The sequence below is a fragment of the Sphingopyxis sp. GW821-FHT10B01 genome (genome assembly GCF_059415685.1).
The window spans coordinates 879,766-901,818 of sequence record NZ_JBWKNS010000002.1; the positions used below are offsets into that span (position 1 = coordinate 879,766).

Here is a 22,053-nt window from a genome sequence, read left to right on the forward strand (position 1 = left end):
CGAACATATTGATGCGATAGAGCGCGCATGACTGCGGCGGGCGATCTCCTTGCGAAGCTGTGCAGCCGGTTCGGGCTGCGCATGGTCGTACTCGCTCTCGCGCTGTGGGCGCCGCAAGCGATGGCGATGCCGCTCGACCTCGATCGCGACGTTTGCCATGCGACAAGCGGTGTGGCCGTTCCCGACGGTAAGCTGCCGCTGCTTCGCTTCTCGTGCCGCGGGACCGCAGCGGACTATCAACAGGGCAGTCTCTGGCTTCGCGTCCCGCTCGACAAGCTCGGTATCCACCGCGACGATGTTGCATTGATGGTTCATCAATCGCGGTTCGACCGGCTCGCAATTGCCTTTTCCTACGCCGATGGCGCGACGCGCTGGCAGCATGTGCGTGCAGCCGATTACGGCTCATATTGGCGCGTCGGCGGGCAAATCCTGTTCGAAGCGCCCGACCGCGGTGCGCCGCTGACCGCGGTGACGATGCGGTTCGACCGCCTTGCCAGCCACCAGCTTCTCCACGCACGGATCATCTCCAAAGCCGAGGCGGGTATGCAGTCGGCGGGCATGGCGGCCGCGGTCGGCGCGGCGCTCACCCTGCTGCTTATCAGCTGTATCTACAGCCTGTCGCTCGCCTTTGCGGTGCGCCGCCAATATCTCGCCTGGCAGGCCGCCTGGTCGGGCACGATGCTGCTGTGGGGCGCCCTCTGGTCGCAGGTGCATCTGGCGCTCGTGCCGGCGATGGCCGGGACGCTGTCGGCCCAAATCTGTACCTTCCTCGCGTGCCTGGCCATTGCGCTCGCGACGGTCAGCGCGGTGACGGCGGTCGATCGCGGCGCGGTATCGAACCGGCTCCGGACAGCCGCGCTCGCCCTCGGCGTCGGCGTCGGCGTTGCCGGCGTTCCGCTTGCGGTGATGCGCAGCGGCAGTCTGGGATCGCTCGCCGACGTGCTGGCACTGGTGATCGTCGCCGATCTGTTGACGGTGACGGCCTGTCTGGGGTGGGCGTGGCGGCGGGGTTCGGTGGAGGCGCGCGATTTCCTGGCGGCTTGGGGGCTGCCGATGGCGGCCCTAGCGTTCGTTCATATCGTCGATGTCGAGGACGGGTTCTGGGGTGGGGGATCGAAGTTGCTGATTCTGGTCGCCGCGACGTGGCAGGCGCTGTGGCTTGCGGCCGCGGCGACGCGCCGGCTCGGCCACTTGCGGATCGAGCGCGATCATGCGCGCCGCGCCGAAGCGCGGGCACAGCAACTCGCGCGGCGCGACCCGCTGACCGGGCTGCCCAATCGCCGCGGTTTCATCGAAAGCGTAACCCCGCTGCTCGAACGTGCGCGCGCGGACAATCTTCCGGCGGCGTTGCTGATCGTCGACATCGATCGTTTCAAGTCGATCAACGACATTCATGGTCACGAGGCCGGGGACGCGGTGCTGTGCGGTATCGGGCGCCGGATCGAGCGGTGGGAGGGGCCGATGTGCACGGTTGCCCGGCTGGGCGGCGAGGAGTTCGGCCTGCTGACGATCGGGATGGAAGGGATTATTCTCGGCCGCTTTGCCGAAAGCATCCGGCGGGGGATTGCCGCCTGCGATCACAGCGCGGCGGTCGGCGAGCGGCTGGTCACCGCCAGCGTCGGCGTCGCCGAAGTGCGGCCGGCCTGCGATTTCCAGCAGCTATACCGGCTGGCTGACGAAGCGCTCTACGATGCGAAGCGCGGCGGCCGCAACAAGGTCGTCGTCCAGCGGCACCATGATGTGCCGGGACGCGTAGCGGACCGCGAGGTTGCGATATCGAATTGAGGGCTGCGTGCGTCGCAGCCCCCGATCAGTAGCTGGCCGACGCCGACTTGTTCTCGACAATTTCGAGCGGCGGCGGCGCTTTTGCTGCGGCGGCCCCGTGGCGGCGGTGGCTCAGCTTGCCGTCGACCTTGCCGCCATTTTCGATCGTGATGCTCTCGTAAACCACGTCGCCGGTGATCCGCGCGGTGGCGTGGACGATCAGCGTCTTGGCTTCGATCGATCCGTCGAGCAGGCCGGCAATCTTCGCCGTCTCGGCGGTGACCGCGCCCTTGATCTCGCTCGCCTCGCCCTGGACGAGGTTGGCGCATTTCAGGTCGCCATCGATCTTGCCGTCGACGTGCAGATCGACGCTGGCGGCAACATTGCCGGTGACGACGACATCCGACCCGAGGATCGAAAAGGTCGTGTGACGCGCGCCCGTCGCCATCTTAGCGGGCACCGCGGACGGCAGCGAGGGAACCGACTCGCTGCCTTGCGTCGTCTTTGACTTCGAGAACATCGGCTTTTGCCTCCAGGAAGCGGCGCGGGTTGACCGCGACGCCATTCAAACGGACTTCGAAATGCAGGTGGCTGCCGGTCGAACGGCCGGTCGAGCCCATTTTGGCGATCTGTTGCCCCGCAGCGACCTGCGCGCCGACGGTCGAGGTAAAGCCCGACAAGTGGGCATAGCGGGTCAATATGCCCTGGCCGTGATCGACCTCGACGACATTGCCATAGCCCGACTTCTGCCCGACATAGACGACGCGGCCCGGCGCGGCGGCGAGGATCGGCGTGCCCATCGGGCCGGGGAAATCGAGCCCGGAGTGCATCGCACCGGCACCGGTGAACGGATCGCTGCGATAGCCGAAGCTCGACGACAGCATCAGCACGTTGGCGGGCTGGCCGGACGGGATGGCGACAAGCGTGCGTTCGAGCACTTCCATACGAAACAGCGCGCTTTCGAGCGCGGCGAAGGATTTGCCGAGCGTGCTCGCGCGGCCGGTGCGGCTGCGATAGGGAATGAACGGACCACCGCGACCGGCCGCGGCATTGCGGACGAGCGCGGCGGGATTCATGCCGAGCTTGGCGACGGCGCCTTCGGCCTTGGTTGCACGTTCGTTGACGGCGGTCAGCAGGCGCGTCGCAAAATCTTCCTGCTGCGCTTCGAGCCGGGCGAGGATCTGCGCTTCGGGCGGCAGGTTCGGGTCGATCATCGCCCCGGTTCCGAGCGATGTGGTCTTGAGCGGCGCTTTTTGCGTAGCCGGGGCTACGCCTTCGGTACCGATTTCGGGGGTTACCGCGGCGGGCTCGACGCCGAAGTGGACCTTCGACCATTCCTCGAGCTGTTCTTGCCGGTCTTCGAGATCGGCGGCCTTTTCGGCGACGTTATCGCGATATCTGGCGATCCGGGCTTCGGACGCGGCGGCTGCGGCCTGTTGCTGCGCAACCGCGGCGCGCTCACCCGAGGAGAGCAGCTGGTTGACGAGCACGGCCAGCGTGGCGCCGGCCCATGCGATCAGCACCAGCCCGGCGATCAGCGCGACGCGCTTTTGCCAGACCGCGCTGACACGCAGGAAACGGACATGCCCGTGCGTGCGAATGAAGATTTCATGGTCTTGAAACAGCGCAGAAAAACGCTGGCGCAAATCGCGCAGACCCGATGTTTTCGATGACAAGTGGCGACCCCATCTTGTGTTTTATTGGAGCCCTCCGCCCCGATTGATGCGCGCTTTATCAGTCGGGACACGGCCATGCGAATCTTTGAGGGGCGACTCGGGCTGAGTCGAAACCATCGCGCGGTGAACGGTGTCAATCGGGGGAATCACTACCAAATCTGCAATAAATGGCGCGCGAATCGGTGGTTTATATTGACGGGTTGCTTACCATTTTTGAGTAGGGTTAAGCGGTGAATATCATGGCCAAATCCGCTTCATCGGGCGCTGCCGAATCGGCAAGCGACCAGCCCGCGCCTTCCGGCGTGCGCCCGCGTTCGGCGGTCAGTGCGGGCGTCGGCATCGTCGGGCTCGCAGGGCTGGTAAGCTATTTGCTGATCGCGCGGTTCGCGCCCGACATCGCAGCCTTCTTCGGTGTCAACTGGGGCAGCCGCGGCGCAATGAACGGCCCCAATTCGGCTATCGCCAGCGTGCTCGCCTGCGGGTTGCCGATGGTGCTGTGGTCGGTGTTCGTCGACAAGGTGCACCGCAATCCGTCGACCGGAATCGACTGGACACAGCGCCGACCCTGGCGTGAGACGCTCGATATCAGCCTGACGAAGCTTGCGGGGATGTGGGCGACCTGGGGGCTGATCGCGCTGATCTATGCGACAATGCGCTATTATTGGGAGGGCAATTATGCCTTTTCGATGAATTTGCTCGAGACAGTTGCCCCGTGGCTGCTGCTCGTTTCGGTCCCCTATATGTTATGGCTCGACCGCCGTATGATCGAGCCGCGCGATGGCTGCTATCAGTTCGGCCGCTGGCTGATCGCGCCGGGGCAGCCGGTCGACGGCCGCGCGATCGGGCATCATCTGCGCGCCTGGGCGGTGAAGGGCTTTTTCACCGCTTTCATGCTGTCGATCGTGCCGGGCAATTTCTCGGCACTCGTCACCGTGCCGATGAGCGAGGTGCTCGCCAATCCGTATATGACCGGGCTATGGGCGATCAACTTCCTGTATCTGATCGACGTCCACATCGCGACGGTCGGTTATATCCTGACGCTGAAGCCGCTCGACGCGCATATCCGCACGGCCAACCCCTATGGCATGGCGTGGGTCGCGGCGCTGGTCTGCTACCCGCCCTTCATTTTGATGAACGGCGGGCCGCTCGATTACCAGATCAACGGCTCCGACTGGGGCTATTGGCTTCAGGGGCATGAGGGACTGTTGATCGTCTGGGGCATCGTGCTTGTCGCGCTGACCGCGGTCTACAGCTGGGCGACGATGGCGTTCGGCATCCGCTTTTCGAACCTGACGCACCGCGGCGTCATCACCCATGGTCCCTACAAGTTCACGCGGCATCCGGCCTATATCTCGAAAAATCTGAGCTGGTGGGTCGGCTCGCTGCCCTTCCTTGTCACGGCGGGCGGGTGGGTCGAGGGCGCGCGCAACGTCATCCTGCTCGGCCTTGTCAGCAGCGTCTATTACTGGCGCGCCAAGACCGAGGAAAAACATCTCCTCGCCGATCCGGCCTATGCCGCTTACTGGAACTGGGCGCAGGCGAATGCATTCATCCCGCGCCTGTTCACGCGGATGACCGGCCGCAAGCGCCCGCTGATCCGGCTGGAGCCCGACGAGCGCGTCGGGCCGGTGGCATGATCCGCGCGGGGAAAACCCCGCGCGGATAGCATTCCTAGAATTTGAAGCCCGCCTCGATGCCATAGATGCGGGGTTCGTTGACGTAGCTGGTCAGGTTGTTGAAATCGATGCCGCCGGTCGGCGATGCGTCGTTCGTGATGTTGCGGACGAAGCCCGCGATGTCGAAGCGATCGGTCTTGTAACCTACGCGCACGCCGCCCTCGAGCAGCTTGTCGTCCGAAAATTCGACCGAGCGGTAGAGGAAGAACTGGATCTTCGAACGGTAATACCAGTCGGTGAAGGCATAGATTGCGCCATCGCCGACGGGGATTTCATAGCCTGCGGTCCAGTTGAGCGTCCATTTGGGCGACTGCGGCAGCTGGTTGCCGTCGATCGAGAAGATGCCGGGGCTGCCCGGGCGGACCGGATCGCGCACGGTGCACGGGGTCGCCGAGCCGCAACCCGCGACAAAGGCATTGGCATCGTCGATCTTCGCAACGTTCCACGCGCCACCGATCGAGAAGGTCAGGCCCTTGGCGGGTGCCGCCTGCAATTCGGCCTCGATGCCGTGCCCCTTGGCATCGACGTTGAGCAGGCTCGCTGCGTTCGATGTGCCGCCGACCGCAGTAAGCTGCAGATCCTTGGTGTCGAAATAATAGCCGGTCAGGTTGAAGCGGACGCGGTTGTCGAGGAACGCGGTCTTGATCCCGGCCTCATAGGACATCGTCTCTTCCTGATCGGCGGTCGAGATCGTGCGCGAGAAGGTCAGGCGGCCCTGCACCGACGGCGCGCGATAGCCGCGCGCGACGCGGGCATAGAAGGTAACCGCGTCCGACGCTTCATAGGTTGCGCTGGCGTCCCACGTCAGCAGCTTGCCCTTGACGCTGGCGCTTTGCGGCGGGACCGGGGTGTTCGGATTGACGACGAAGATCGGACGGGTTTCGAGCGGGCGCGAGGCAACGAAATCGCGCGTGTCGTGGTTGTAGCGCGCGCCGGCCTGGAACTTCAGCCCGTTGTCGAACGCATAGTTGACCGAACCGAAGATGCCATAAGCTTCGCTGTCCTGCCGCTGCACCGCGATGGCGGACGGGGCGGCGTCGGTGGGACTGCCGAATTCGAAGCTCGAAATGTCGAGCTTTTCGTCGAAATAGAAGGCGCCGAACTGGTAGCCGAGCCCGCCGCTGTTGTTCGACGCGATGCGGATTTCCTGCGTGAACTGGTCGAGGCTCGGCACATTGTCCTGGCTCTGCGCCTGGAACGGAATCAGGCCCGGACCCGACACGGGCAAGAAGGCCGCGCCAAAGCCGCCGTCGATGTCGCCGCGGCTGCGGAAATTGCCGTTCCAGTAGGAGGTGATCGAATAAGCCGTCACCGGCCCGAAATCATATTCGAGATTCAGCCCGACATTGTAGGTGTTGAGCTTCTGGAAATTCAGCCCGTCCTGCCGAACCTTGTCGCGCTCGAATTCGGTGCCCGCGCCGCCGAGACCGACGAGCTTGTTGCTGCCCGGAAGCTGCGTGTTCGCGCGGAAAATGATTGCCGACCCGTCATAGATGCGGACCTGTCCGGTGACGCGGCCGGTGAAGGGGCCGCTTTCATACTGGAGCTGGAGGCGCGCGGCGATGTCGTCATAGCCGCCGAGATCGTTCTTTTTCGTCGTCGCGATATTGTCGACCCAATTGTCGCGGTGCTGGAACAGGGTCGAGAGGCGGACCGAGAAGCCGTTGTCGTCGGCGGCGCCCGCCGCAACCTCGACCTGGGTGGTGCCGTAGCGGCCATAGCTGGCGCGCGCATAGCCGCCGGTCTTGCCGGGCTTGACGGTGTCGAACTTGACGATGCCCGCGGGGGTGTTGCGGCCGAAGAGCGTGCCCTGCGGCCCGCGCAGCACTTCGATGCGGTCGAGGTCGAAGATCGGGAAGCCCTTGAGGATCGGGTTTTCGAGGACGACGTCGTCATAGACGAGGCTGACCGGCTGCGAGGCGTTGAGGTCGAAATCGGTGTTGCCGAGACCGCGGATATAGAAACGCGGGAAGGTGCGGCCGAACGAGCTTTCGATGTTCAGGCTGGGAACACGGCCCGCGAGCACGCGCACGTCGGAGCCGGTCGAGGTGATCGCGTCGAGCGTATTGCCCGACAGCACGCTGACCGCGACGGGCACGTCCTGCAGGCTTTCTTCGCGCCGCTGCGCCGTGACGACGATGTCGCCGAGGCCGCTTTCGGAGGCGGCGGGTGCTGCATCCTGTGCAGCGGCGGGTGCGGCCCATGCCGAAGTGGCGAGTGCGACGCTTATAGCAATGGCGGAAGGAAAGTGGCGCATGGGCGAGCTTCCTGAAACAGAGTTGACGATGGGAGAGTGGAAAAACCAAAGGCTCTTTGGCTTTCCGAGCGTGCGCAATCAATCGCGGAAGCGGACTCCGTCCACTTTCATGTCAGCAGTGTTGCGCAATTGCTGCACTTTTGCGGGCGAATCGGTCCGATGCAAACGAAGCGCAGGGAGCCCATCGATCATCGTCACCCCGGACGTGATCCGGGGGCCATGACTTCAGCGCCGTCGTGGATCCCGGATCAAGTCCGGGATGACGAAAGAGAGGAGATGACGAAAGAGAGGAAAGGTCCATTCTCCACGCCAATGCTGTGACTGCCTTTAAAAGCTGAGCTCGTCGTAAATCTTCGACAGGTCGTGACCCCACGGGCCTTCATACCGGTCGAGCAGGTCGTGCGCGGGGGACTTGCCGCTCTTGGCGATGCGGCGGAGCGGTTCGAGGAAGCCGACTTCGTTGTCGCCCATCGAATTCACCTCGCCGCGCGCGGCGAGCCCCGCCGCCGCGATGTCGAGGACGCGGTGGGCAAGCTGTCCGACGGTGCCGCCGCCGGGCGCCGGGGCGTCGAGGCCTTCGCTGGGGACCGCGTCGCGCAGGACCTGTTGTTCCTCGATGCTCCAGCCCTTGACCAGATCCCAAGCCGCGTCGAGCGCGCCCTGGTCGTAGAGCAGGCCGACCCACAGCGCGGGGAGCGCGCAAATGCGGTTCCACGGGCCGCCGTCGGCGCCGCGCATTTCGAGAAAGCTCTTCAGCCGCACTTCGGGGAAGGCGGTCGAAAGATGATCGTTCCAGTCGGAAAGGCGCGGCTTCTCACCCGGCAATGCCGGCAGGTCGCCCTTCAGGAAGTCGCGGAAGCTCTGCCCCGCAGCATCGATATATTTGCCGTCGCGGAAGACGAAATACATCGGCACGTCGAGCATATAGTCGACATAGCGTTCATAGCCGAAGCCGTCCTCGAAGACGAAGGGCAGCATGCCGGTGCGCGCGGGGTCGGTGTCGGTCCAGATGTGGCTGCGGTACGACATATAGCCGTTGGGCTTGCCCTCGGTGAAGGGCGAGCTGGCGAACAGCGCGGTCGCGAGCGGCTGGAGCGCCAGCGATACGCGGAACTTCTGCACCATGTCGGCCTCACTCGAATAGTCGAGGTTGGTCTGGACGGTGCAGGTGCGCAGCATCATGTCGAGGCCCATGGTGCCGACGCGCGGCATATGGTCGAGCATGATCTTGTACCGGCCCTTGGGCATGATCGGCAGTTCGGCGCGTGTCTTGTCGGGCCACATGCCGACGCCGAGGAAGCCGAGCCCGAGTTCGGCGCCGACCTCTTTCACCTGTTTCAGGTGGCGCCCGGTTTCGGCGCAGGTCTGATGGAGATTTTCGAGCGGTGCACCCGAGAGTTCGAGCTGGCCCGCGGGTTCGAGGCTGACGGTGCCGTCGCTGCCCGCGAGCGCGATGACATTGCCGCCCTCGATCACCGGTTCCCAGCCGAAGCGGGTGAGTGCCATCAGCAGGTCATGGATGCCGCCGGGCTCGTCATAGGATGGCGCGCGGTGGTCGGCGGTACGATAGACGAATTTCTCGTGCTCGGTGCCGATGCGCCAGCGGTCCTTGGGCTTTTCGCCCTTGATCATGGGAACCGCGAGCTGGTCGCGATGTTCGACGATGGGATCGTTGCTGTCCGAAGCGGTTCGCGTGCTCATTTTGCGCATTTAGACGGTTCGGTACAGAATGCAATCGGCTGTTGAAGAAGCTCTATTTGACGAGCGCGCGCAGGTTGATCGTGAAGCTCGATCCCGGTGCCATCGCGCCCTTTGGCCGGACGCGGACGTGCGTCACGGCCGCGTCGACGCCGTTGGCGTCGGCGGTCGGCGCATAGGTCCAGCTGGCGCCGCCATTGTTCGAGAATTCGAGATCGTCGGCGGTGCTGGACAGGCTGGTGAAACCATAGGCCAGCCCGCTGCCGTTCGGCGTGAAGAGCAAAGGGCCCGGGCCGGGCGTATAGGTGCCGACGAACAGGCTGAGGTTCGCCGGGATCGCATCGGTGACAATGACGCTGTTGCTCGTCGGCGCCGTGCCCGACGGGGCCGAGACGGTCAGACTGTAATTGGCAAAGCCGCCCGGAATCAGCTTGGGGTTGACCGTGCCGTTGACGGGGTCGCTGAACGGCGCCGATGTCTTGGTGATCGACAGCGGTACGACATAGGTGTTGGTGAAGGTACAGACGATCGCCGTATCGGCAGGGTTTACCGTCAGCAAATTGCCCGAAAGCGCCGTCGCATTGCCCGAACAGGCGAGCGCCTGCGCGTAGTTCGCCGCGTTGCCGACGGTGAAACTCTCGGTCAGCGTCGCGCCTTCGGCGGCATAGACGGTGACCGCGGCGTTGGTGTCGGTCTCGTTGGCGCTGTTCGCGACCGATGACAGGCTGGCGTTGTTGATCAGGCCGCTCGTCGCGACGAGGACCGCGTTGGTGGTCTGCGCATTGACCCACGTCTTTCGCACCACCAGCGTCGCCGATTTGCGGCTGTTGGTCCAGGTGCAGGTCAGCGAAGTGCCCGATGGCATGACAACGGTGCGGCTGAGCCCGGTGCCCGATGTCGCGACGACGACATTGTCGCTGTTGCGGCGGCATTCGATGCTGCTGTTGTAATTCGCGGCGACGCCAGCCGTATAGGCTTCGGTCAGCGTCAGCGTGCTGCCCGCGACAGCGACCGCCGTTGCATTGGTTGCCGCGCCGCCCACCGTCGACGTCCCTGCCGTCGGCAGGAAACCGCCCGAAATCGACAGGCCGACCGCATCGCCGGCGATGCCGTTGGTCCAGTTCTTGGCGAGCACCACCGGCGAGTCATTGTCGGTGATCGTATAGGTGCTGGCCGTACGCGCCGCGCCGCCGCAGCTCGTCGTGCTCGACACGGTATAGCCGGTGCCGCTGTTCAGCGCGATCTCGATCGTCTCGCTGCCCTCGGTTGCTGTGTCGTCGACAATCTGGATCCCCAACGGAACGGCCGTATTCTGGTAAGTGCCCGCGGGGATGGTGACGGTGAAGGTCGCGCCGCCGCCCGGCGTCGTATAGTCGGTGCCTCGCGTTGCAGTGCCGCCGGTGATGCTGACATTCACCGTGCGCGCGGTGAACAGCGTCCCGTTGACGGTGAGCGTCGGGAGGTTGGCGGTCGCCAGCGATTCGACCCCCGATGCGCTCGCGGTCGACAGCTCGATGAACGGGTTGAGCGTGATCCGGATATCGTCGAGGAAATTGCCGATGCTGCCTGCGTCGGTCGTGATGAACTGGACGCGCTGCACCCCCGAGGCGCCGGTGTAGGTGGCCGACCCGGTATTGACGTTCCATATATTGTTGACCGTCGACGACTGGGTGGCGAGGCTCTGGATCAGCGTCCCGCCGCTGTTCGCAATCTGGAACCGCGCGGTCTGGGTTGCGGGGCCGCCCGACCGTGCGCGATGGGCAAAGGTCCAGCCGATCGTCTCGTCCTTGACCATGCAGATATTCTGGTAGAGCGCGCCGGGGACATTGGCGTTCATTTCGGCAAAGACCGACCCGGCATAGGCGGGAACGCTCTGGAAATTGCTGTCCCAGAGCTCGATCTCGCCCGACGCCGAATCCCAGCCGGTCACCGACCCGTTCGAATAGATTTCGTAGTTGGGGGCGCCCGGTCCCTGCGGATCGTTCGCTTCGAAGGACGGATTGACGATGACGCGCTGCGCCCCGGCGGGGGACGTCGCCAGCGATCCCGCGACGACAATCAGGGTGCACAGCCGCGCCCAACCGGTTTGGGGAGATCGGGTCATCAGTTGATGATCACTTCAAAGGCGACCGCCATCGCGCTGGCGGGCGTCAGCGCCGGGGTGGTGGCGGAAACGATCGGGCCGGAGATCGAGGCGCCGAACGGGTCGCTTTCGTCCGCGCCGCTCGCATTGTCGTCCTCGACCGTTGTCGCACCCGCACAGCTTGTGCCGCTGCGCAGCGATTCGGGGACGAAGGTCGTGCTCGCGGGCAGGGGGTCGGCGACGGCAATGCCGGTTGCGGTGCCGCTGCCGTTATTGGTGACAAGGATGCAATAGCGCATCGTCGCGCCGGGGATGGCTTTGGGGTCGGTTGTTCCGTTGATCGGATCGCTGACCACGCTGCTCGTCTTTGTGATGACAAGGTTCGCGGTCGGGCGGCAGAAGCTGATATCGTGGATCGCCATCCCTTGCTGCCCCGGATTGGCGGGGGCCAGGCTGTGGCTGCCATATTCGATCGTGATGCTGTCGACCGGTGTGTTGAAGGTGACGACCACCGTGCCTTCGGCGCTGGTATCGGCCGACAGCGCATCGCCATAGGCGCTGTTGCCGATGACATAATTGGCAACGCCGTTGGTCAGCACCGGATAGACCGCCGAGCCATTATAGGTGCCGGTGATGGTGACGCGATCGGCGAACTGGCCCGATGCATAGTCGACGTCGAATAGCCGCAGCTGCGCCCCCGGGACCGCCGTCGGCAGCGTGATCGTCGAGGTGACGACGCCCGCTTGGCTGGTGAAGTCGACGAGCTCGAAGATCGAATATTGCGCCGGGGAGAGCCCGCCGGTCACGACATTCTGCCGTGTCGGGGACGGACCGCCATAGGTCGCGTTGCTGAGGAAGGCCCCGCCGCTGATCGCGATGTTGAAGCTCGCCGTGCCGATCGCCGTCAACGACGGGCTGGCGCTGGTCGTACCCGCGGACCAGCTCACGCTGTCCCAGTCGTACACCGTCATCCCCACCGGGCAGACGAGCGTCGGCGGTATGCCCGCGACGCGCGTGCCCGACACGGTAAAGGCGGCGGTGTCGGTGTCATCCTCGCCCGCGACGCCGTTGCCCGGTGTCGAATCGGGGTCGAATGCCGACGAGGCGCTGATTTCGGCGATATTGGTGACGCTCGCGCCGGCGGTCGCGGCGACGGTGCCGCTGATCGTCAGCGTGCGCGTCGTGCCCGCGGGGATGCTGCCGACGGACCAGACGCCGGTCGTGCTGTTATAGCTGCCGAAACCCGAGGCGCTGGTGAAATTGAAGCCCGCAGGCAGCCTATCCTGTACCGTCACGCCGGTCGCCGTCAGCGTCGATCCGCTCGCGTTGGTGACGCTCAGCACATAGTTGATGCTGGCCCCGGACGCGGGGGCGGCGTTGCTCACCGACTTGGTCAGCGACAGGTCGGCAAAGGGCGAAAGCGGCACCGTCGTCAGCATGAGGTCGCTGCGCGTGAAGGCGCCATTATCGCCGTTCAGCGAATCGCAGATGGTGAGTTGCCACGTCCCCGCCGAACCCTGTCCGTTGAAGCTGGCGAGCGAGCCTTCGGGCCGGAAAACGCGCTGATAGGGTGGCGCTGCTGTCGTATTGTCGTTCGTGGTGTGCGTCGTGATGCTCGCGGCGGCGCTGTCGTCGAACAGGACGTTCAGATTGTCCGCCGACGTGCCGACATTGGTGATCAGGCCCACGACCGTGCCGGCCGGCGACACCAACGTCGCGCGCACGTCACCGCGATAGCTGTGCGTGAACTGGACCCCGATATTGACGTCGGTGACCTGCGCATTGGCCGCGACGGTGAAATTGCGCACCATCGGACTGGCGCACGCGGTCGCGGTTTCGCTGATCGTGCCGGTCGTTGTGTTGCTGTAGGTGGCGGTCGTTTGCGCGGCGGCCGGGCGGACGGCGAGCGCCAACACCAGCCCGACGAGCGCCAATAGGGCTCGTACAAACTGCGCATGCTGACCCCCACGCCAGCAATATCGGCTCTGGTCCTGCCGTTGCATGGGGCCGCTATGTCCGACGCATAGCTAATATGCGGTTAAAATCGGTGACTCGGCCGCATTTCTGTTCGGCAACGGGACAGATTTGGGCAGCTCAGGCGCCCACCGACCAATCGCCATGTTGCGCCATCCACAGGCTGGTGGCGGCGATGGCAGCGGTCTCGGCGCGCAAGATGCGCGGGCCGAGCGTAATGCGGCGGACGGCGGGGCTTCCAATCAGCAGTTCGCGCTCGCGCGCCGTAAAACCGCCTTCGGGCCCGGTGAGGATTGCGGCCGGTGCCGGAGCGCCGATCGTCGCCAGCGGTACGCCGCCGGCTTCATCGGCGAACAGCAAGGCGCGGCCGGCGGGCCAATCCGCCAGCAGCCGGGGCAGCTTGACGGGGTCGGCGAGCGTCGGGAGTGCGGTGCGCCCGCACTGCTCGCATGCCTCGATGATCTGCGCCTCCAGCCGCTCGTGCTTGACGCGCTCGACGATCGTGCGTTCGGTGATCACCGGTTGCAGGCGGGCGACCCCCAATTCGGTCGCCTTTTCGATGATCCAGTCGAGCCGCGCTTTCTTGACCGGCGCGAAACACAGCCAGAGGTCGGGGACCTGCTCGATCTCTTTCGTCTGTCGCTCGATACGCAGGGTCAGCGACCGCTTCGCCGCATCGGCGATGACCGCAAGCCATTCGCCGCTGATATTGTCGAACAGCAGGATCGGATCGCCCGCCTTCATCCGCATCACGTTGAGCAGATAATGCGCGGCGGGGCCGTCGATCACCGGGGCGGCATCGGGCCCCAGCGGCAGGTCGACGAACAGGCGGGGCGTGCTGGCGGGCGGCCAGGCGGGAGTTGCGGGCATGGCGGCGCGAATAGCACAAGGCGACGTTTTGTTCATCTTTTGCCGTAGGGCGATGAGAGTGTCCCGATCCGGGTCAAAACGGTTGATCCGGATCGATCCGTCCACCCCGGATTAGCGTTTTGGTAAGCAGTTCCCGCCTAGGTGCGAGAGTGCCAGTGGCGCATCTAGTGGGGCGCGCCGCCGGTCGAAGAGGGGGTTAGGCCATGCGAGGCACCGTGTTCAGCCAGCTAAGGCTCGGCGTCAAAAGTCTTTTGCGCGACCGGCGCGGCAACGCTTTCATGCTGACTGCGGCGGCAATCGTGCCGGTGATCGGAATCGTCGGATCCGCGGTGGACATCGGCCGCGGCTATATGGCGCAGCTTCGCCTGCAACAGGCGTGCGACGCTGGCGTGCTCGCTGGGCGGCGCGCGATGGCGGCGGGCCAATATAATGCGGCGGCTATTGCGCAGGCGAACAAGATGTTCGCGGCAAACTTCTCGGCCGGCATTTATGGCACGACGGCGAGCAGTTTTACCTCGCAGCCACTGGGCGTGACCGATGTTTCGGGTGCCGCGACGGCGACGCTGCCGACCGCGATGATGTACATTTTCGGCAAAGATGCGTTCAACTTGTCGGCGTCATGCGCTGCCAAGCTGGAAATTGCGAACACCGACGTGATGCTCGTCCTCGACGTTACGGGATCGATGGAAACCAATACCGAGCTGCTCGACGAGGATGGCGACGGAAAGCCCGACGACGCCGACGGCGATGGCAAGCCGGATCCGGCGGTCAAACGCATCGAAGCGCTGAAAAGCGCGGCGATGGTGTTCTTCGATACGCTGACTACCGCCGACAAGGGCACGGGACGGCTGCGTTTTGGCATCGTGCCCTATAGCTCAGCGGTTAATGTCGGAAAGGTGCTGCAGGAAAAGGACCCCAGCTGGCTGTCGAACCATATGCTGCTGCCGTCTCGGACGCCGATTATGAAGCTGACGTGGAGCGGCGGGACTGTGCCCAACGGGGCCACGACCGGCACGACTGCTACCACCGCTTGGGAGGACCTGTTCCCAATCAGCGGCTTTGCCAGCTCGAACGCCTGTTCGGGGCTGACGGTACCGGCGGACAGCCGGGCCACGTCGTCGGCGACGATCAACGCGAACAAGGGGGCCTATTTCGTCGACAAGGACGACGTGCGCCGTGTGGTTGACGATGCCGGCACGAAGCATTCCTATTATAATTACCGCTACAATTGGGACAGCGCCAACAGCAAGTGCGTGCTTCAGCGCCGCACGGTCAGCTTTACTCACACCGCGGTGACGAAGCCGACCGCGGCTTTCCGCACCCGTTATCGCTACGAGGATCGCGTGTTCGACGTATCGGCGACCAAGTCGTCGCCCTATTCGCTGACCGCCGATACCGGCGACAGTGGGGTCGACAGCACCTATACCTGGGCGGGCTGTGTTTCCGAACGCCGCACGACACCCTTCGACGCGACGACGACCGCGCCGGGCACCGCGCTCGACATGGACATTGATTCGAAGCCGACGAGCGCCGAAGAAACCAAATGGCAGCTGCTGATCCCGGAAGTGGCCTTTCCGCGTTCGCGTGCCGTCGGCAACAAGCCGAGCTTTACTGTGCCCAGCCAACTCTCGCCGAGCGGTATTCTGGCGGTCGACAAGCAGGCGATCACGGTCGACTCCGCTTATGTAACGGCCGAGACCAGCGAGGGTGGCAGCTGGCAGAATTACTCGCGCTACTGGAAGAGCGGCTGGGGCGTCTGCCCGGCGCCGGTTATGAAGCTCACGACCATGACGACCACTGACCGGCCAACCTTCAAGTCGAACATCGATGCGCTACAGTCGGTCGGGGGCACCTATCATGATTCGGGTATGGTGTGGGGTATCCGCCTGATCTCGCCGAGGGGGCTTTTCGCCGATGAAAATGCCCAGGATGCCCCGGGGACGAACGGTCGCCCGATCAGCCGTCACATCATCTTTATGACGGACGGCGCGATGGCCGCGAACATGGGCAATCTGGGCGCCCAAGGATATGAGCATTTGATGCAGCGCGTCGGCGGGTCGATCGACACGAGCGATGCGGACCTGACGCTGCGACACAACAACCGCTTCACCCAATTGTGCGCGAAGGCGAAGGACAAGGATCATAATATCACCATCTGGGTGATCGGCTTCGGCACCGCGCTGAACCCCTCATTGATGAGCTGTTCGTCGCAAGGCAAGGCTTACCAGACGGGCAGCGCCAAGCGGCTCGAGCAGATTTTCCAGTCGATTGCTGGTCAGATTTCGCGCCTGAGGCTGTCGCAGTGACTGCGCTTGCCGCGTTTGGCCGCCGCCTGCGCTGCAACACGCGCGGCTTGGCGATGGTCGAGTTCGCGCTCACCGCGCCGCTCTTCCTGCTCGTGTTGCTCGGTATCTTCGATTACAGCTGGCAGCTCTATTCCAAGCAGGTTCTGCAGGGCGCGGTAGCCAAAGCGGCGCGCGACGCGACGCTGGAAGCCAATATGGCGAGCCAGGCGGCGCTCGACCAAAGGGTGCGCGAGGCTGTCCAAGCGGTGTTCAGGAACGCCGAGGTGACTTTCGTTCGCAAGGCGTATGACAGCTTTGAACAGGTTGGCGACCCCGAACCGTTCAAGGATAGCAACGGCAATGGTCGTTATGACACCAATCCGAAAGAGTGTTTCGAGGATATCAACGGCAACGGGGTTTGGGATGCCGACCGCGGGCGCACCGGCAACGGCGGAGCTGACGACGTGGTCCTCTATACCGCGTCGATGAAGATCACTCGCGTCCTGCCGGTGTGGAGGATGCTAGGGCAATCCCAGCAGACGACGATCCTGGCGACAACGGTGCTTCGCAATCAACCGTTCAATGCCGGTACTGATGCCGACCCGGTGAAATGCACATGACCGCCCTTGCCCACAGGATATGCGCCGCTGCTGTACGGCTGCTGCACGAGCGGCGGGGTGCGGTCATCATCGAAATGGCCTTTGCCATCCCCTTTCTGGTGCTTGTGGGCTTTGCGGGCATGGAGATTGCGAACCTGACGCTGACTAATACGCGGATCAGCCAGATAGGGCTGAGCGCGGCGGACAACGCTTCGCGTATCGCCTTCGGCAGCGCGCTGTCGCAGCCACAAATTCGCGAACGCGATATCAACGATGTTTTCGCAGGTGTCGAGGAACAGGCGCGCGGCTTGGGCTTCAAAGCCAATGGCCGGATCATTCTGTCCAGCCTTGAACAGAATACCGGCGGCGGCCAGTGGATCCACTGGCAGCGCTGCTATGGTAATCTCAAGGTTCAATCCAGCTATGGCAAAGAAGACGATGGCGCATTGGGCAAGCCGACTATTGCTGGCATGGGGACCCCCGGGCAGGAAGTGACCGCCGCGACCGGAACCGCGGTGATGTTTGTAGAGATTGTCTATGAATATCAGCCGCTGCTCTATGGAAAATGGCTGGGCAAGCGGCAGGTCCGGACGAAGGCGGCGTTCAACATTCGCGAAGGACGCGATCTGACCACCGTCTACAACCTCGAGAATGCAACGGTTTCGACCTGCACCTGACCCTTGGCCGCGCGTCGTCCAATATCAGTCGTTTATCCCGGGCGCGGTGGCTGCTACATGCCCGGCTGCCGATGACAGCCACCCATCCTCCTGACAGCCAGCTTCGCGGTTTCGTGGCCTTGCTGCCTGCTGCGGCCAGGCCCTATGCGCTGCTCGCGCGGTTCGACCGGCCGATCGGCTGGTGGTTGCTGTACTGGCCGTGCGCCTGGGCGCTGGCACTGGGCGGCGGGGCGATCAGTCACTGGCCGCTATTCCTGTGGCTGCTGCTCGGCGCCATCGCGATGCGCGGCGCGGGCTGCGTCTATAACGACATTGTCGACCGCGATCTCGACGCCCGCGTCGCGCGCACGGCGTCGCGCCCGGTGGCGAGCGGCGCAGTGTCGGTACGTAATGCCCTGTTGTGGACATTGCTGCTGTCGCTCGTCGGGCTTGCCGTGCTGCTCCAGCTGCCGCGACCGGCGCAGATCGTCGCGCTCGCCAGCCTGGTCCTCGTCGCCGGCTATCCCTTCATGAAACGCATCACCTGGTGGCCGCAGGCGTGGCTGGGGCTCGTGTTCAGCTGGGGTGCGCCCGTCGCATGGGTCGCGGTCGGCGGCGGTGAAGGATATGCGCTGCCCTTGCTCTACGCTGGCTGCATTGCGTGGGTGATTGGGTACGACACCATCTATGCGTTGCAGGATATCGAAGATGACATGCTGATCGGCGTGAAGTCGAGTGCGCGTGCGATGGGCCCCCATGTGAAGAGTGGCGTTGCGATGTGCTATGCGTTTGCGCTCGCCTGCTGGGGTGGCGCGCTGTGGGCGGTGCGCCCCGATCCGCTGGTACTCGTCGCATTGCTGCCTGCTGCGGTGCATCTGACCGGGCAGGTGGTAACGCTCGACCCGGCGAACGGCGAGGATGCGCTCGCCAAATTCCGCAGCAACCGGTTTGCCGGTTTGCTGATCTTCGCGGCGATGCTGGTCGTGGGCAGTGCGCCCTAAGCCTTATTCGGCCGCGAGCAGCTCTTCGGCGCCGCCAAGGTCGACCGAGACGAGGCGCGACACACCGCGCTCGATCATCGTCACCCCGAACAACCTGTGCATCCGCGCCATGGTCACTGCATTATGGGTGACGATCAGGTACCGCGTGTTGGTTTCGCGCGCCATCCGGTCGAGCAGGTCGCAGAAACGTTCGATATTGGCGTCGTCGAGCGGCGCGTCGACTTCGTCGAGGACGCAGATCGGCGCGGGGTTGGTGAGGAACAGGCCAAAGATCAGCGCGACCGCGGTCAATGCCTGCTCGCCGCCCGACAGCAGGGTGAGCGTACCGAGGCGCTTGCCGGGGGGCTGCGCCATGATTTCGAGGCCTGCCTCGAGCGGATCGTCCGAATCGACGAGTTCGAGATGGGCCTGCCCGCCGTTGAACAGGGTCGTGAACAGCCGCTGGAAATGTTCGTTCACCGCCTCGAACGCCGCGAGAAGGCGGACGCGGCCTTCGCGATTGAGATTGCCGATCGACCCGCGCAGGCGATGGACCGCCTGAGTCAGCTCCTCGATCTCGGCGGCATTTTTCTCGCGCTCGGTGTCGAGTATGATCAGTTCGTCGGCGGCGACGAGGTTCACCGGGCCCAGCCGCTCGCGATCGGCGATCAGCCGGTCGTGCTGCGCCGATTCGGCATTGGCGTCGCCGACCATGTTGCTTTCGAACCCCGCCTTTTGCGGCAGCAGCGGCGGCGGGCATTCGAAACGTTCGCCCGACAGCCGACCCATTTCTATCCGCCGCAGCTCGGCGTTTTCGGATCGTGCGACTGCGCCAGCACGCGTTTCGCGCGCGGCGGCGACGCGCTCGCGGATCGCATTGAGCGCGGTTTCGGCCTCGCGCAGCGCCGCCTCGGCGGCGCGTTCCTGTGCTTCGGCCGCAGCGACCTTTTCACGCAGCGCGGCCTGCTCCGTCTCGGCGGCGAGGCGTTGCTGCGCGAGCCGCGCGGGGACGTCGGTGAGCTTCGCGGCCTCGGCTGTCAGCGCATCGGCGCGCTTGTCCATTTCGGTGACGCGGCGTGCGGCCTCGCCTGCGCGCGCTTTCCAGCTCTTGATCTCGGCGTTCACGACGGCTTGCCGCTCGCTGAGTGCGGCAAGCGTGCGTTCGTGCGTCGCCAATGCATCGCGCGCGGCCCCTGCGTCGGTGCGGGCGCGTTCGGTCGTCCGCTCTTCGCCCTCCAGCGCGGCGCGGGCGATGCTGTCGTCTGGTAGCGCGGCGAGCGCGGCTTCCTGCACCGCAAGCGTTTCGGCGGCTTCCTTTGCCGCTTCGGCGATCTCGCCGAGCCGGCGGTCAAACAGCGCCGCAGCATCGCGGTGCCGGTCGAGCGCAGCCTGCGCCTGATCGGCGGCGCGGAGTGCGGTGCGGCGGGCTTCGTCGGCCTGCGCGAGGGCTTTGCGCGCCGCCGCTGCGGCTTCGGTCAATTCGGATGCTTTCGCGGCGGCGGCATCGCGGCGGTCGCGAAGCTCCTGCACGCCGAGTTCGACCTGCGGGCGCTCTGCGGCGAGGGCGTCGAGACGGTTCTGGCGTTGTAGCCGTTCGGTCGCGGTCGCACCGTCGCCGCGGGTGACGAAGCCGTCCCACCGGCGCATCACGCCATCGATTGAGACAAGGCGTTGGCCGACCGCGAGCGGCTGGCCGTCGTCGCTGTCGGCAACCGCGACTTGTGCAAGACGACGCGAGAGCGCCGCAGGTGCCTTGACGAATTCGGCGAGCGGCCTCGTGTCGGAGGGAAGCGACGGATCGTCCTTCGCGGCATCGGCGCCGCCCCAGCTGCGTGCCGCTTCCACATCGGTGCCGGCGTCGAGATCGTCGCCCAGCGCGGCGGCGAGCGCGGCCTCATAGCCTGGCGCGACGCGGAGCTGGTCGAGGATGCGGTCGGCGTCGCTGCGCGCGGCCGCGAGCGCGCGTTCGAGCGTCGTTGCCTCGCCATCGAGCGCGGCGAGCGCGGCGCGCGCTTCGGCGAGGCCGGCTTCGATGCCGGTGAGGTCGGCGGCGACCGCTTCGCGATCGGCCTCGGCCTCGTGCAGTGCGGCCTCGGTGGCAGCGATCGCGGCTTCGGCAGCTTCGGCAGCTTTGACGCTTTCGGCATGTCGCGCCGCGAGTGCCGCGCTGTCGCCGAGCGCGGCGATCTCGGCGTCGACGCGCGACTTGTCATTGGCCACGCGCCGCACCGCAGCTTCGGCACCGTCGCGCGCCGACACCGCGATGCGCCGGTCTGCGGCTTCGCTCGCGGCCTTGGCGCGCGCCTGCGCCAACGCCACTTCGGCATCGCGCAGCCGGGCCTGCGCGGCGAGATTGGCGTCGGACAGCGCAGCCTTGCCCGCGTCATGCCCGGCGATGTCATTTGCCAGCGATCTGGTTTCGGTATCGAGCGCGGTCAGCGCGCCATGCGCTTCGCGCGCGAGTTCGCTTTCGTGCGCCCGGTCGTCGGCAAGTCGCCGTTGCTGCGCCGCCAGATCCTCGAGCCGCTGCAATGCAGCGCGCTCTTCGCCCTGCAGCCGGACCTGCGTCGCGGTCACCTCGGCGAGGGCTTCGCGCTGGGCTTGCGCATCGCTGCGCGCCGCCGCGACGCGGGTCGCGACCTCGGTCTGGGCCTTGGAGACGGTTTCCAGTTCGTCCTGCGCAGTCTTCACCGCGGCTTCGGCGGCATCGCTGTCGCGGCGCGCCTGGTCGGCAGCGGCGGCGGCGTCGCGCCAGCGCGCATAGATCAGCCGCCCTTCGGCGATGCGGATGTCGTCGCTCAGCTTCTTGTAGCGTTCGGCAGCGCGGGCCTGCCGCCGCAGCGCATTGGCACGGACCTCCATGTCGGCAACGATTTCGGACAGGCGGGTGAGGTTGGTTTCGGTCGCGCGCAGTTTCTGCTCGGCGTCCTTGCGGCGCACATGCAGGCCCGCGATGCCCGCCGCTTCCTCGAGCATCGCACGGCGATCGGTCGGCTTGGCGGCGATGACATTGGCGATCTTGCCCTGGCTGACCAGCGCCGGGCTATGCGCGCCAGTCGCGGCGTCGGCAAAGATCAGCGCGACATCTTTGGCGCGTACGTCGCGCCCATTGGCGCGATACGCCGACCCCGCACCGCGCTCGATGCGGCGGATGACTTCCAGATCGTCGCCGTCCGCAGCGTCCGACAGACTGGCGACGAGCGCGCCCTCGGTGTCGCAATGGAGTGCCACCTCGGCAAAGTCGCGCGCCGGGCGCGACGAGGTGCCCGCGAAGATCACATCTTCCATGCCGCCGCCGCGCATCGATTTGGCGCTGGATTCGCCCATCACCCAGCGGATCGCTTCGAGCAGGTTCGATTTGCCGCACCCATTGGGGCCGACGACGCCGGTCAGCCCGGGTTCGATGCGCAGCTCGGTGGGTTCGACAAAAGATTTGAAACCGGTGAGGCGCAGCCGCTTTATCTGCACGAAGCCACCTCGTGCAGTTCATCGAATCGCGGATGTTGCAACCTTGGTGTCACATATCCCCCTGGAA

General features: G+C 65.2%; 14 protein-coding genes. 6 read left to right on the plus strand and 8 right to left on the minus strand.

Annotated elements, in window-relative coordinates:
* Positions 1-27 precede the first annotated feature (27 nt).
* Positions 28-1,785 (plus strand): GGDEF domain-containing protein, encoded by a 1,758-nt coding sequence (locus tag AC07NV_RS08675; protein ID WP_495165912.1) that lies wholly within the window; start codon positions 28-30, stop codon positions 1,783-1,785.
* 25 nt (positions 1,786-1,810) lie between these two features.
* On the opposite strand, the gene AC07NV_RS08680 is transcribed toward AC07NV_RS08675, so the two are convergent.
* The gene (locus tag AC07NV_RS08680) at positions 1,811-2,212 is read right to left on the minus strand and encodes a bactofilin family protein (protein ID WP_495166015.1); all 402 of its coding nucleotides are present in this window, start codon (positions 2,210-2,212) and stop codon (positions 1,811-1,813) included.
* Position 2,213: 1 nt separating this feature from the next.
* The gene (locus AC07NV_RS08685; protein ID WP_495165913.1) at positions 2,214-3,440 is read right to left on the minus strand and encodes a M23 family metallopeptidase; all 1,227 of its coding nucleotides are present in this window, start codon (positions 3,438-3,440) and stop codon (positions 2,214-2,216) included.
* 239 nt (positions 3,441-3,679) lie between these two features.
* On the opposite strand from AC07NV_RS08685, the gene AC07NV_RS08690 reads away from it, so the two are divergent.
* The gene (locus AC07NV_RS08690) at positions 3,680-5,077 is read left to right on the plus strand and encodes a methyltransferase family protein (protein ID WP_495165914.1); all 1,398 of its coding nucleotides are present in this window, start codon (positions 3,680-3,682) and stop codon (positions 5,075-5,077) included.
* A 34-nt stretch (positions 5,078-5,111) separates the two neighbouring features.
* Here the strand turns inward: AC07NV_RS08690 and AC07NV_RS08695 are convergent, their stop codons facing one another.
* The 5 genes from AC07NV_RS08695 to AC07NV_RS08715 form a co-directional block, all read right to left on the minus strand.
* On the minus strand, positions 5,112-7,373 hold the full coding sequence (locus AC07NV_RS08695) for a TonB-dependent receptor (protein ID WP_495165915.1): 2,262 nt from the start codon (positions 7,371-7,373) through the stop codon (positions 5,112-5,114).
* A gap of 327 nt (positions 7,374-7,700) precedes the next feature.
* A complete protein-coding gene (locus tag AC07NV_RS08700) occupies positions 7,701-9,074 on the minus strand; it encodes a glutamate--cysteine ligase (protein WP_495165916.1) in 1,374 nt (457 codons plus the stop codon).
* Between the two features lie 52 nt (positions 9,075-9,126).
* Positions 9,127-11,175 (minus strand): hypothetical protein, encoded by a 2,049-nt coding sequence (locus AC07NV_RS08705; protein ID WP_495165917.1) that lies wholly within the window; start codon positions 11,173-11,175, stop codon positions 9,127-9,129.
* On the minus strand, positions 11,175-13,070 hold the full coding sequence (locus AC07NV_RS08710; protein WP_495165918.1) for a proprotein convertase P-domain-containing protein: 1,896 nt from the start codon (positions 13,068-13,070) through the stop codon (positions 11,175-11,177). The genes AC07NV_RS08705 and AC07NV_RS08710 overlap by 1 nt, the downstream gene beginning before the upstream one ends.
* A 178-nt stretch (positions 13,071-13,248) precedes the next feature.
* On the minus strand, positions 13,249-13,998 hold the full coding sequence (locus AC07NV_RS08715) for a 16S rRNA (uracil(1498)-N(3))-methyltransferase (RefSeq protein WP_495165919.1): 750 nt from the start codon (positions 13,996-13,998) through the stop codon (positions 13,249-13,251).
* Between the two features lie 203 nt (positions 13,999-14,201).
* Between AC07NV_RS08715 and AC07NV_RS08720 the strand changes: the two genes are divergently transcribed.
* The 4 genes from AC07NV_RS08720 to ubiA all read left to right on the plus strand — a co-directional run bounded on the left by AC07NV_RS08720 (position 14,202) and on the right by ubiA (position 18,539).
* Entirely contained in the window at positions 14,202-16,304 is a 2,103-nt protein-coding gene (locus AC07NV_RS08720; protein WP_495165920.1) for a pilus assembly protein, read from the plus strand.
* Complete coding sequence (locus AC07NV_RS08725; protein WP_495165921.1) at positions 16,301-16,903, plus strand: TadE/TadG family type IV pilus assembly protein; 603 nt, start codon at positions 16,301-16,303, stop codon at positions 16,901-16,903. Before AC07NV_RS08720 ends, AC07NV_RS08725 begins: the two co-directional genes overlap by 4 nt.
* Positions 16,900-17,559, plus strand: a complete 660-nt coding sequence (locus AC07NV_RS08730) for a TadE/TadG family type IV pilus assembly protein (RefSeq protein WP_495165922.1) — start codon at positions 16,900-16,902, stop codon at positions 17,557-17,559. Before AC07NV_RS08725 ends, AC07NV_RS08730 begins: the two co-directional genes overlap by 4 nt.
* Before the next feature lie 71 nt (positions 17,560-17,630).
* Positions 17,631-18,539, plus strand: coding sequence for a 4-hydroxybenzoate octaprenyltransferase (ubiA, locus tag AC07NV_RS08735; RefSeq protein ID WP_495165923.1), 909 nt, complete (start codon positions 17,631-17,633; stop codon positions 18,537-18,539).
* Between the two features lie 3 nt (positions 18,540-18,542).
* Here the strand turns inward: ubiA and smc are convergent, their stop codons facing one another.
* Entirely contained in the window at positions 18,543-21,986 is a 3,444-nt protein-coding gene (gene smc, locus AC07NV_RS08740; protein ID WP_495165924.1) for a chromosome segregation protein SMC, read from the minus strand.
* Between the last annotated feature and the right edge of the window lie 67 nt (positions 21,987-22,053).

Bases quoted from the DNA above. Each gene is read 5' to 3' on its own strand.
- AC07NV_RS08730 (WP_495165922.1), top strand. From the start codon at position 16,900: ATGACCGCCCTTGCCCACAGGATATGCGCCGCTGCTGTACGGCTGCTG.
- ubiA (WP_495165923.1), top strand. From the start codon at position 17,631: ATGACAGCCACCCATCCTCCTGACAGCCAGCTTCGCGGTTTCGTGGCC.
- AC07NV_RS08695 (WP_495165915.1), bottom strand. From the start codon at position 7,373: ATGCGCCACTTTCCTTCCGCCATTGCTATAAGCGTCGCACTCGCCACT.
- AC07NV_RS08720 (WP_495165920.1), top strand. From the start codon at position 14,202: ATGCGAGGCACCGTGTTCAGCCAGCTAAGGCTCGGCGTCAAAAGTCTT.
- AC07NV_RS08715 (WP_495165919.1), bottom strand. From the start codon at position 13,998: ATGCCCGCAACTCCCGCCTGGCCGCCCGCCAGCACGCCCCGCCTGTTC.
- AC07NV_RS08705 (WP_495165917.1), bottom strand. From the start codon at position 11,175: ATGACCCGATCTCCCCAAACCGGTTGGGCGCGGCTGTGCACCCTGATT.
- AC07NV_RS08690 (WP_495165914.1), top strand. From the start codon at position 3,680: ATGGCCAAATCCGCTTCATCGGGCGCTGCCGAATCGGCAAGCGACCAG.
- AC07NV_RS08700 (WP_495165916.1), bottom strand. From the start codon at position 9,074: ATGAGCACGCGAACCGCTTCGGACAGCAACGATCCCATCGTCGAACAT.
- AC07NV_RS08680 (WP_495166015.1), bottom strand. From the start codon at position 2,212: ATGGCGACGGGCGCGCGTCACACGACCTTTTCGATCCTCGGGTCGGAT.
- AC07NV_RS08675 (WP_495165912.1), top strand. From the start codon at position 28: ATGACTGCGGCGGGCGATCTCCTTGCGAAGCTGTGCAGCCGGTTCGGG.